The sequence below is a fragment of the Streptomyces sp. AC602_WCS936 genome (assembly GCF_019049125.1).
In the GTDB taxonomy this organism is placed as follows: Bacteria; Actinomycetota; Actinomycetes; order Streptomycetales; family Streptomycetaceae; genus Streptomyces.
Window position 1 is genome coordinate 17538 of the sequence record NZ_JAGMUF010000034.1, and the last position, 12511, is coordinate 30048.

Annotated in this window: 4 protein-coding genes; all 4 read right to left on the reverse strand. The window is 76.8% G+C overall.

Annotation, left to right across the window (positions count from 1 at the left end; genetic code table 11):
* Positions 1 to 10 precede the first annotated feature (10 nt).
* Positions 11 to 1312: a beta-ketoacyl synthase N-terminal-like domain-containing protein gene (locus KUM03_RS13230; RefSeq protein WP_217247409.1), complete on the reverse strand. Its 1302-nt coding sequence runs from the start codon at positions 1310 to 1312 to the stop codon at positions 11 to 13.
* Positions 1309 to 1560 (reverse strand): phosphopantetheine-binding protein, encoded by a 252-nt coding sequence (locus KUM03_RS38300; RefSeq protein WP_217247411.1) that lies wholly within the window; start codon positions 1558 to 1560, stop codon positions 1309 to 1311. The genes KUM03_RS13230 and KUM03_RS38300 overlap by 4 nt, the downstream gene beginning before the upstream one ends.
* 35 nt (positions 1561 to 1595) lie before the next feature.
* Positions 1596 to 8801, reverse strand: coding sequence for a beta-ketoacyl synthase N-terminal-like domain-containing protein (locus tag KUM03_RS13240; RefSeq protein ID WP_217247414.1), 7206 nt, complete (start codon positions 8799 to 8801; stop codon positions 1596 to 1598).
* Positions 8798 to 12511, reverse strand: a 3714-nt coding sequence (locus KUM03_RS13245) for a non-ribosomal peptide synthetase (protein ID WP_217247416.1), incomplete at its 5' end; no start/stop codon positions are given. The genes KUM03_RS13245 and KUM03_RS13240, both read right to left, overlap by 4 nt.

Consider the following 12511-nt stretch of genomic DNA (forward strand, 5'->3'; position numbering starts at 1 on the left):
TACAGGGCAACTACAGGGCTGGGCGGGCGGGAAGCCGGGACGCCTGGGCGCCGGGCGGGAGGCTCAGGACGACGGAGGCGTTGATGCCGCCGAAGGCGAAGCTGTTGCTCAGCGCCGTGCGCAGCGGCAGCGCTTCGCGCACGCTCCCGGCCAGCGGCAGGTCGGCGCACGGGTGCTCCAGGTGCGGGTTGGGGTGCACGGCGCCGGCCCGCAGCTGGGCGACGACGGCGACGGCCTCCACCAGTCCGGCCGCCGACAGGCAGTGACCGGTGAGGGCCTTGGTGGAGTTGACGCGGAGGGTGTCGCGGCCGCCGAACACCTTGTGCAGGGAGGTCGCCTCGGTGTCGTCGCCGAGGACGGAACCGGTGCCGTGCGCGTTGACGTAGTCGACGTCCTCCGGTGCGAGGTCCGCCGCGGTCAGCGCCGCGCGCATCGCCGCCGCCTGCCCCTCGGCGTCCGGCTCGGTGCCGCGCCGGGCGTCCAGCCGCTGGCCGCACCCGGTGATCTCGGCGAGCACCGGCGCACCGCGCTCCCGGGCGGCGGCCGGCCGCTCCAGTACGACGGCGGCGGCGCCCTCGCCGCGTACGAAGCCCTGCCGGTCACGGTCGAAGGGGCGGCACATGCGGGCGGGCTCGGCTCGGAACCGCTCGTGCGCCATCGCACCGGTACGGCGGAACGCCTCGGCCTCCACCGGTGACAGCTCGGCCGCCGGGGCGACGACGAGGACCCGCTCGGCCCAGCCGGCGGCGACGGTGCGGGCGGCCTGGATCAGGGCGAGGGTGCCCGCCGCGGACGCCCCGCCGACGAGCCAGCCCTCGCCGTGGATGCCGGTCAGCTCGCTGACGGTGCCGACGACGTCGGTGTCGAGGTGGGTGAGCGCGTAGGAGGCGCGCAGCCGGCCCGGCGCCCGGTCGTGGCCGAGGACGGTCTCGGCCTGGTGCGCGAGGGCCAGGTTGCCGCCCGCGACGATGAGCGCGGTGCCGTCGGCGAGCAGGTCCTGCGTCAGGCCCGCGTCGCGCACGGCGCGCAGGGCCACGCAGGCGGCGCTGCGGGCGGGCAGCGCGGCGCGGCCCGCGACCCTGCGCAGCCGGGCCGCGGTGTCCGGGTCGTCGGCGAGGTGCCGGGCGGCCCAGCCGGTGAGGGTGAACCCGTCGAGCGCGGCGACGGGCAGTGCGTCCGGTCCGTCGTCCGGGAGGGTCACCGCGCTGCGTCCGTCGAGCAGGGCGGTGGTGAAGCCGTCCAGGTCGTCGGCGAGCGGGGTGAGGACGGCGGCGGCCGTCACGGCCACGGCGCCGAGGGCCGGCGGGGTCATGCGCGGGCGCTGAGGTGCTCGCGGAACACGGCGACGAGCGACCTGAGGTCGCCGGCGCCGGTCAGTGCGCTGTTGGGCACCTTGACGCCGAGTTCCTCCTGGGCGGCGATGACGACGTCCATGCGGTCGATGGAGTTCGCTCCCAGGTCGCGCATGCTGTGGTCGAGCGTGATCTCCATGTCGGCGGCCTCGGGCAGCACATCGATGATCTGGACGCGCAGGACGGCGAAGATCTCTTCCTCGGTCACGGTGGGTTCCTCCTTCTGCGGGTGGGGGCGCGCCGTCAGCTGTGCTGCGGCAGCAGTTGCAGGGCCTGCTCGACGGTGAGGCGGTTGTCGCGCACGGCGGCGAGCAGCGCGTCGAGTTCGGCGGTACTGACTCCCCCGCCGGTCCCCCCGCCCGCGGTGGCCGGTTCCCGGTCGGCGGCCGGAGCGGCGGCGCCGGTCCGGGCGGCGATGTGGGCGGCCAGGGCCTCCAGGCTCGGGTGGTCGTAGAGCGCGCCGGCCTTCTCCTTCAGGCCGTAGGCGTTGTTGACGAACGCCACGAACTCGGCGCCGAGGATGGAGTCCAGGCCGAGGCTGTTGAAGCTGGCGGCGGTGTCGATGTCGTGGACGTCGCAGTACAGCGTCTCGGCGAGCTGCTCGCGCAGGGTGCCGAGGACGGCGGCGACGCGGTCGGCGTCGGCCGCGGCGGGCTCCGGGGCCGACGGGGCCGGGGCGGGGACGGGCGCCGGTGCCGCAGCCGGCGCGGCCGGGGCAGCCGGGGCGGGCGCGGCCGGGACGGCCTGCTCGGACACCGGCTTCACCGGAGCCCCGCCGCCCAGCTGAGCGGCGACGTGCCGGGCGAAGGCGGCCGGCGTCGGGTGGTCGTACAGCTCGGTGGCCTTGACGTCGGTGGCGTACCGGGCGTTGACCAGCGCCACGAACTCGACGCTGAGGATGGAGTCGACGCCGAGCGTCTGGAAGGTCTGCTCGGTGTCCAGCTCACCGGCCTCCATGTAGAGCACCCCGGCGAGCACCTCCCGCACCCCGTCGGCGACCTGGGCGGTGCGGGCCTCGTCGGCACGGGCGGGGGCGGACGCGGCGGGCGGCGTGACGGGAGGCGTGACGGGAGGCGTGACGGGAGGCGCCGGGGCGGCCGGGACGGTGGCGGCGGCCGGGTGCGTCGCGGGTGCGGGCGCCCGCACCGATGGCGTCGGCGCCACCGCGCCCAGCGGCCTCAGGGAGATCTTGCGGTCTGGGGTCATGGAGGGCCTCTTCTCGGGTTCTGCCTTCGGTTGAGACGTCAAGGACGGCCCGGCAGCCTCCGCGGCGACGGGAGCCGGGGCGGGCTCGGCGGCCCCGGGGGCGTCGGTACCGGTGGCGCCCGGCGGGCGGCCGAAGTCGCGGAGGTGGGGGCGGGACAGCCGGGGCTCGTGCGCGGCGGTGCCCACGCCCTGGCGGTGCAGGTGCTCGACCTGGAGGTCGTACCAGCAGCGGACCCGCTCGAACGGGTAGTGCGGAAGCGGCACCCGGCGCGCCTCAGAACCCGCCCCGCACACCGCGACACGGTCGATGCGCCCGCCGTCCAGCCACATCCGGACGGGGTCGTCGTCCGTGACCTCGGCGCGCGGCCAGGGCCGCGGCCGGCCCGCCGCCACCGCGGCCAGCCCGGTCAGCAGCACGTCCGCCGAGTCGGCGGCGACGGCCGCCCGGTGCTCCAGGTCGGCGCGCCCGGCGGCCAGCGTGTGGGCGACGTCGACGAGCGCGGGCTCCTCGCCGCGCTCGCGGGCGGCCAGCAGGAAGGCCCGCAGGTCCCGCGCGGACGCGGCGAGCGCGGCCGGCGTGCGCGCGGACAGGAACGCCACCACCGGGCGCCGCTCGGGGGCGGGCCCGGGCGGCACCGGAGGCGGACCCTCGACGACGATGTGCGCGTTGCCGCCGCCGGCGCCGAAGGAGCTGATGCCCGCGCGCAGCGGACGTTCCGTGCCGTCCCTGGTGACCCACGGCGCCACGTCCTGCTGCACCGCGAACGGCACCCTGCCGAAGTCGATCTCGGGGTTGGCGGGGGTGGCGTGCAGCGACGGGACCAGGGTGCGGTGCCGCAGCTGGAGCAGCACCTTGGCCAGCGCCACCGCCCCGGCCGCGGACTCCAGGTGGCCCACGTTGGACTTCACCGAACCGATCGGCACCTCGCCCGGGCCCTTGACGCCGTCGCGGGCGAACGCGGTGGTCAGACCGCGGATCTCGATGGGGTCGCCGAGCGCGGTGCCGGTGCCGTGCGTTTCGATGTAGTCGAGGTCGGCCGCCGTCAGCCCGGCGTCCCGCAGCGCCTTGGTGACCAGGTCGGCCTGGGCCCGGGGGTTGGGCACGGTGTAGCCGTTGGTGCGCCCGCCGTGGTTGGCGGCCGTACCGCGGATCACGGCGTGGACGTGGTCGCCGTCGCGGACGGCGTCGGCGAGCGGCTTGAGCACGAACGCGCCCACGCCCTCCCCCGGCACGTAGCCGTCACCGCCCGCGCCGAAGCTGCGGCAGCGCCCGTCGCTAGAGGCGAACCTGCCCTGGCCCAGCATGAAGTACTTGTTGGGGTGGATGAGGACGTTCACGCCGCCCGCGATCGCCACCTTCGAACTCCCGGCGCGCAGCGACTCCACGGCGAGGTGCAGCGCGGTCAGCGCGGAGGAGCAGGCGGTGTCGACGGCCGTGCTGGGCCCCTGGAAGTCGAAGAAGTACGACACCCGGTTGGCGATCGACCAGTAGGCGCTGTTGGCGATCACCGGGTTGCCGCGCAGCCGTTCCTCGGCCTCGTGCAGCTGGTACTCGCCGTACATGGCGCCGACGAACACGCCGACGTCCTTGCGGTGCACCGGGTCGCCGCCGGTCACCAGCCCGCCGGGGGTGTAGCCGGCGTCCTCGATGGCGGCCCAGCAGGCTTCCAGGAAGAGCCGCGCCTGCGGGTCGACGGTGCTCGCCTCGCGCGGCGAGATGCTGAACAGCGGCGCGTCGAACGCGTCGACGCCGTCCACGAAACCGCCCCACTTGGTGTACGTCCGGTCCACGCGGCTCTTGTCCGGGTCGTACAGGGCGTCGGCGTCCCAGCGGTCGCGCGGCACCTCGGTGATGCTGTCACGGCCGGCCAGCAGGTTGGCCCACAGCTGGTCGAGTCCGTCGGCCTGCGGGAAGCGTCCGGCGACGCCGATGACGGCGACGGCACGCGGGTCGGCCGGCGCCGGCGGCTCGGACCGGGGGGCGTCGGCGAGGACGCGGGCGGCCGGGAGCGGCGCCGTGGCCGAGGCCGGCGGCTCGGGCGCCGAAGGCTCCGCGGGCCCCTGCCGACCGCTGCCGGCACCGGTGAGTTCCGCGCAGCGCTCGGGGAACTCCTCGGTGAGGTGCTCGGCGAGTTCGGCGACCGTGCGGCACTCGAAGAGCAGCGTCTTGGACAGCCGCCCGAAGTCCGCCTCCAGCATTTCCACGACCCGGATGGCGAGCAGCGAGTCGATGCCGAGGTCGTCGAACGGCCTCTCCTCGGTGACGTCCTTCAACGGTGTACGGGTCGCCTCGGCGACGACGGCCCGCAGCCGCTCGACGAGCGCGGCGCCGCCGTCCCCCGCGCCGTCCCCCGGGGTGGCCGGTGTGTCCGCGGGCGGTTCGGCCGGGTCCTGACGCAGCAGCGGGAACGACTCCAGCAGCCGGTCCCGCTCCCCGTACAGGACGACGGGCGCCGGGTGCCCGGCGTCGTCCGCCGCCAGCAGGGTCTCCAGGACGGCCAGCCCCGTCTCGCCGGGCATCGGCCGCATGCCCAGTTCACCGAGGACCTGTTCGGCGTCACCGCCGGTGCGCATGCCGCCGTCGGCCCAGTAGGGCCAGCCGGCCGACAGGGAGCGTCCGTGCCGCAGGCCGGCCCGCACGCGTCGAGCGCGCAGCGTGGTCAGGGCGTCGGCGGCGGCGTTGGCGAAGGCGTAGTCCGCCTGGCCGGGGCTGCCGAGCGCGCCGGACACCGACGAGTAGACGACGAAGCAGTCCAGCGGCCAGTCGGCGGTGGCCTCGTCGAGCGCCACGGCCGCGGTCAGCTTGGCGGCGATCACCTCGGCGGCGTCGGCGGTGTCCTTGCGCAGGATGTACGCGTCGCGCAGGACACCCGCGCAGTGCAGTACGCCGTGGACGGGGCCCTCGGCGGAGAGCCGGACGGCGCGGTCCCGTACCGCCTCGGAGTCGGTCGCGTCGAGCTGGTGGTAGACGACCGAGCCGCCGGCGCGCTCGGCGCGTTCGGTGAGCCGGGCCAGTTCGGCGGCGCGCTCGCCGTCGGCGGCGGAGCGGCCGGTCAGTACGACGTGGGCGGCGTACCGGTCGAGGAGGTGGGCGGCGAGCAGCGCGGCCAGGGCGCCCATGCCGTTGATCCAGTAGCGTCCGCCGCGCCGGAACGGCTCGCGGTGCGCCGCGGGCGCGGGCAGCGGGCGCAGCTCGGTCGTGGTGAAGGTGCCGTCGCTCGCCGCGGTCAGCCGCCGCGAGGCGGGGGCGGGCCCCCGTAGGGCCTCGGCGAGGGCGGCGGGGCCCGCGCCCGTGTCCAGGGCGACGGCGGTGAGCTCGAAGCGGGGGTTCTCCCCGGCCAGGGAGCGCCCCAGCGCGGCGAGTCCGGCGCCGGTGACGGCGGCGGCGTCGTCGAGGGGGTTGCCGGGGTGGGGCACGATCACCTTGGCGCCGCGGCGGGCGAGCGGGCGCAGCAGGGCCCGCAGCAGTGCGAGCATGCGCAGCCCGGCGTCGGCGGCACCGCGCGCGGAGGCGGTGATCGGCCAGACGACGACGGGCGGGGCGGTGCCGTCGCCGAGCCACCGGGCCAGTTCGGCTCCGGCGCGGGCGGCCGCCTCGGGGTCCTGCGGGTCGTCGAGGACGAGACCGGCGCCGTCGACGGGAGCGTCCCCGATGACGACGACGGGCCCGGCCTGCGCCTCTCCGGCCGCTCGGCCGGGTTCCCCGATTCCGTCGTGGTCCGCGGCGAAGGTCACCGCGGCCGGCGCGAACAGGTGCACTCCTTCGGGCAGTTCACGGGCCTCGGCGTCCCGGGGCCGCGACACCGGACGCAGGGCGAGGCCGGCCAGGGTCAGCACCACGCTGCCGTCGGGGCCGGCGACCGTCACGTCGTACTTGCGCACCCGGCGGCCCCGGCCGGCCAGCGGCAGCGGGCGGATGCGGACCCAGACCTCGCGCGGAAGATCGGCGTGCAGGGTGAGCGCGTCCACGGCGAACGGGATGAAGGTCTCGCCGCCGAGGTCCTCGCGCAGCACGCAGCCGATGACGGTCTGCAGGGCGCCGTCGAGGACGTACGGGGACAGGGTGTCGCCGTCGGTGGCGGCGTCGGGGGTCTCGACCCGTGCCAGGGCGCCCTCGTCGCCGTGGCGCAGTTCGCGCAGTACCTGGAAGGCGGGGCCGTAGGAGACGCCGTGGTCGGCGAACCAGCGGTACAGGTCGGCGGGTTCGGCCCGGTCGGGGTGGGCGGTGCGCAGCGCGGCGAGGTCGAGCCGGCCGGCCGCCTTGGGCGCGGCGGTGGTGACGCGGGCCTCGGTGTGCGGGGCGTCGGAGGCCACGGTGACGGTGCCGTCGGCGACGGTGGCGCTCAGGGTGACGGTGCCGGTGACCTCCACCGGCCGGTGGAAGGCGATGTCGGTGAGGTGGCCGGTGCCCGCCCCGTCGCGCCGGGCGGCGGTCAGGGCGAGGTCGAGCTGAGCGGCGGCGGGCAGTACGGGCCGGCCGGCCACCACGTGGTCGGCGGCGAGGGGTTCGTCGGGGCGCACGGTGCGGACCAGGGCGGCGCCCGGCCGAGGCCGGCGGGTGCGGGCGAAGGGGTAGCCGGGCAGCCGGACGCGCCGCGGGGTGCGCGGCTCGGCCTCGGCCTCGGGCAGCGGGCCCTCGCCGGCCGCCCAGGTGCGGTGGCCGTCCGGGACGGCCGCGGCGTCGAATCGGCCGTCGGCCGCGAAGTTCCGCAATGCGTCGGCGAGTTCGCCCGTGGTGGCGGCGCCGAGGACGACTCGTGTGCGCCGGTGGCTGCGGCCCTCGCGCAGGGTGTGCACGACGTCCGGCAGCGGCAGCGGCTCCACCGCGTCGGCGAGCGCGCCCGCCAACTCGCGCAGGGCGGGCTCGGTGTGCGCGGACAGCACGGCCCAGCGCCGCCGCCCGTCCGGCGCGGTACCGGTGGGCCGCGCCGGCCCGGCCGGTGCGGGGGTCTGTTCGAGGACGACGTGCGCGTTGGTGCCGCCGATGCCGAAGGAGCTGACGGCGGCGCGCCGGGGGCCGTCGGGCACCGGCCACCCGGCCTCGGCGGTCCCGGCGTCGGCGACGCGCAGTCCGCCCGCCCCGCCGAGGGCGCGGTTGGGCGTGTCGAAGGGGACCTGGCGGGGCACCGAGCCGTGCTCCAGGGCCAGGACGGCCTTGACGACGCCGGCGATGCCCGCGGCGGTGTTGAGGTGGCCGAGGACGGACTTGACGGAGCCGACGGCGGCGGGGTGCGGACGGTCGCCGCCGTAGACGCGTTCCAGCGCGGCGAACTCGACGGGGTCGCCGAGGTGGGTGCCGGTGCCGTGGGTCTCCAGCAGGCCCACCGAGTGCGGGTCGACGCCGGCGACGGCGAGGGCCTCGCGCAGCACCGCCTCCTGCCCCTCGGGGGACGGCGCGTGGTAGTCCATCTTGCGGGCGCCGTCGTTGTTGACGGCGCTGCCGCGCAGCACGGCGCGGATCGGGTCGCCGTCGGCGACGGCGTCGGCGAGCCGGCGCAGCACCAGGGCGCCGCCGCCGTTGCCGAAGAGGGTGCCGTCGGCGCGGTCGTCGAAGGGCCGGCACTCGCCGCTGGGCGAGAGGATCATGCCGGGGGCGGCGAGGTAGCCGGCCTGCGGGAAGTGGAGCGAGGCCGCCGCGACGACGGCCAGTTCGCATTCCTCGCCGAGCAGGGCCTCGGCGGCCAGGTGGAGGGCGACCAGCCCGCTGGAGCAGGCGGTCTGCACGGTCATGCTCGGTCCGGTCAGGCCCAGCTTGTACGACACGCGGGTGGCGGCGAAGTCCTTGTCGGTGGAGGAGAAGCGGATCATCCCGGCGGCGTCCAGCTCGGTGATGGAGACCGGTGGCAGGGTGGGCTGGCCGACGGAGACGTAGGCGGCGGTGCGCAGCCCGGTGCGGTCGGGTGCGAAGCCGGCGTCCTCCAGCGCGTGCCAGGACGTCTCCAGCAGCAGCCGCTGCTGCGGGTCGAGCCATTCGGCGTGCTGGGCGCTGTAGCCGAAGAACTCGGCGTCGAAGGCGTCGGCGTCCTCGAGCACCACCCCGGCGGGCACGAAGTTCTCCCGCCGCACGGTGGCGGGGTCGTGGCCGAGGGCGACGAGTTCGGCCGGGGTGTGGCGGCGGACGCCGGTACGGCCCTCGCGCAGCAGCTCCCAGAGCCGGTCGACGGATGTGGCGGGCCCGAACTTGCAGGCCATGCCGACGACGGCGACGGCGTTGGGGTCGAGGTCGGGGGGCAGTTCGTTCATCGTTGGTCGTCTCCGAGTCGGAACGCGCGCCGCAGCTCACGGCGGGAGGGCCGGGCGGGGGCGCCGCCGTCCGGGGTGCCGCCGTCCGGGGTGCCGCCGTCCGGGGCGGCGGGGGCGGGGGCGGGCCGGGCGCCCAGCCGTTCGGTGAGGAGTCCGGCGAGGTCGGCGACGGTGGGCCGGGCGAAGAGGTCGGCGAGTTCGAGGCCGGTGCCGGGGTAGGTCTCCTCCAGCCGCGCGAACAGCTGCCCGAGCAGCAGCGAGTTGCCCCCGAGGTCGAAGAACCGGTGGTCGGCGGGTATGTCGTCGAGTTCCAGCAGTTCCCTCCACATCGTGGTGACCTCCCGTACGAGCCGCTCGTAGGTCACCGTCCCGCGTCCCGCCTGACTGCCGGTGGAGCCGACCGGCGCCTCGACGCGGGCGGTGGCGGCCGTCTCCTCGGCGGGAGCGGCGACAGTCGCGGCGGCCGGTGCCGGGGCGGTGCCGTCGGTGCCGTCGGTGAGGGCGGCGGCGGCCTTGCGGTCGACCTTGCCGTTGGGGGTCAGGGGCAGCGCGGTCACGGCGGCCAGCCGGTCCGGCAGCATCCACGGCGGCAGGACGGTGGCGGCGTACTCGCGCAGTTCGCGCAGGGCGGGCAGGTCGGCGCCGGCCCGCGGCACGGCGACGGCCAGCAGCCGGGCCGAGGGCCCCTCGCCGCGGACCGCGACGACGACCCGGGCGATCGCCGGGTGACGACCGAGCACCTCCTCGATCTCGCCGAGTTCCATCCGGTGGCCCCGCACCTTGACCTGGCTGTCGGCCCGGCCGAGGAAGAGCAGTCGCCCCGCCTCGTCGCGGCGCACCAGGTCCCCGGTGCGGAACCAGCGTCCGCCGCCCTCCGGGGACAGCGGATGCCCGGTGAACCGCTGCGCGGTCAGCTCCGGTTGCCGCCAGTACTCCCGGGCGACACCGGCGCCGCCGATCCACAGCTCGCCGGGTTCGCCCGGCGCGGGCGGCCGGTGGCCGTCGACCTCGGTGAGCAGCAGCCGGGTCGCGCCGATCGGATCGCCGAGGTGGACGGGGCCGGAGGCGGTGACCGGCGCGATCGTCGACCAGATCGTCGCCTCCGTCGGCCCGTAGACGTTCCACAGCGCGGCGGTGCGCCCGGCGAGGGCCGCGGCCAGGTTCGGCGGCAGCGCCTCGCCGCCGCACAGCGCGGTCAGCGTCCCGCGTCCCTCCCAGCCGCCCTCCACGAGCAGTTGCCAGCCGGCGGGGGTGGCCTGCATCAGGCTGATGTCCCGTTCGGTGAGCAGCCGGGCCAGGCGCCGGGCGTCGACGACGTCGGCGCGTTCGGCGACCACGACGGTCCCGCCGGTCAGCAGCGGCAGGAACAGCTCCAGGACGGAGATGTCGAAGCACACGGTGGTGACGGCGAGCAGCCGCCCGGGCGCCCGCTCGTCGACGCCGACGGTGGCGGCGATCGCCTCCAGGGTGTGCACCACGTTGCCGTGGGTGACGGCGACGCCCTTGGGCTGCCCGGTGCTGCCCGAGGTGAACATCAGGTACGCCAGGTCGTCCGGCCCCGGCGGCGCGGGGACGTGACCGGGCCGTGTGCCCGGCTCGCCCGGCCGGTGCGGGTCGAGGACGTGCAGGTTCTGCGGCAGCAGCCAGGTCAGTTCGCGGTCGGCCAGGGCGACGCGGCAGCCGGCCCGTTCGACGACGAGCCCGAGCCGTTCGCTGGGGTAGGACTCGTCGAGGGGGACGTAGGGGCGCCCGCTCCTGAGGATGCCGAGGAGTACGGCCGGCAGCCGCGCGGTGCGGTGCATCAGGACGGCGACCGGTTCGCCGGGCCGGGCGACGCGGTCCACCCGGCGCGCGATGTCGTCGGAGGCGGCCTGCAGTTCGGCGTAGCTGAGGCTGGTGTCGCGGTCCTCGACGGCCACCGCGTCCGGGCACCGGCTCGCGGTCGCGGCGATCCGGGCGGTCAGGGTCCCCGCGGCCGGGTCGAGGAGGTCCCCGAGCGTGCCGCCCGCCCCGCGGGCGAGTTCGGCGGCCGACCGCCGCAGGTCCTCCACGAAGCCGTCGACCCGGTCCGGGTCGAGCACGGCCGTACGGTGGTTGGCGAGCACCTCCAGTCCGTGACCGGTGTCGGTGACCTCGAGGCCGAGGTCGAAGTGGCCGCGCTGCCCGCGCCGGTACACCGGCTCCCAGCCGGGTCCGGGGGTCGTCCCGGTCTCGGCGGCGTCCCGCTCCCAGTTCTGGTAGGCGAGGGTGACGGTGGGCACGGTGTCCGGGCCGCCGGCCTCCCGGCACAGCTCCGCCAGCCGCGGATAGGGCACCACGGACCGGCCGAGCGCGGCGCGCACCTCCTGGTTCAGCTCCCGCAGCCAGTCGCGGACGGGTCGGTCGGGATCGAGGTCGACGCGCAGCGGCACGGTGGTGACGAAGCATCCGACGCTGTGGTCCTCCTGGCCGCCGCCGCGCCCGTAGGCGGGCACCGCCACCAGGAAGGAGCGGTGACCGCTCGCCCGGGACAGGGCGGTGGCGAAGGCGCCGAGCAGCGCGGTGAAGGCCGGCACGCCCGCGTCCTCGGCGATCCGGGCGAAGGTGCGCGCGAGGGCCCCGGGCAGCCGGTACTCGCGGTGGCCTCCGGCGGCACCCGCCCGTTCCCCGCCGCCGGGGAACAGCACGCCCGCGGCCCGCCCGTCGGCCAGCCGCTCGGCGAAGCGCCGCTCGGCCTCGGCCCGCCCGGACGCGTCGTCCTCGGCGTGCCGCAGCTCCCGGCGCAGAGCGGTGTCGAAGGGTACGGCGGGCGGCAGTTCGCGTCCCGCTCGCAGGGCCGCGAGGTCACGGCCGAGCAGGTCGGCGGAGCGTCCGTCGACCACCATGTGGTGCGTGGTCAGCTGGAGCACCGGGGCACCGCCGTCCTCCGGCTCCCACAGCACCGCCCGCAGCAGGGGCTCGGACGAGGTGCGCAGCCGGCGGTCCGCCTCGTCGCGGACCGCGTCGTCGAGGGCGGCGTCCGCGACGGTCCGGACGACGAGTGCGGGTGCCTCGGGCGCGGGCACCAGCGCGGGGCGACCGTCGAGCGGGCGCACGCGGCAGGCGAGCACCGGGTGCCGCCGCACCAGGGCGGCGACCGTCGCGGTCAGGGCCGCGCGGTCGGCGTCGGCGGGCAGCCGCCAGGCCAGGGAAACGTTGTAGGGCGCCTCGGGTGCCGCGGCCTGGTCGGCGGCCCACATCCCGACGAGCCGCTCGGGCAGCGCGCAACCGGCCAAGGGCGCGTCCGTCCCGGACCCGGGGTCCTCGACGGTGCCGGAGACGGGCTGATCGGCGGACGCGGCACCGGTTCCGGTTCCGGTCCCGCCTCGGGGTCCTGGCGGCTCGGGGACGGCGGCACCGGCCAGGGCCGCCAGCCGCGGCCCGTGGTCGCGTCGCAGACGGTCCGTCAGGTCCCGCAGGCTGGAGCTGTCGAGCAGTACCGAGAGGGGCACCCGCCCCAGGTCGTCCTCCAGGATCCGGCTCAGCCGCATCGACGCGATCGAGTCGATCCCGTACGAGTCGAGCGCGGCGTCCGGATCGATCGACCCGGCGGGCACACCGGTGGTCTGCGCGACCTTCTCCGCCACCCACCGCAGGGCGCCCGCCACGCCCGCCGCGCCGGTGGCACCAGGACCCCCCGGAGCGCCGGGACCGCCGACCACCACGGCCGGGACGCCCTCCACGCGGGCCGG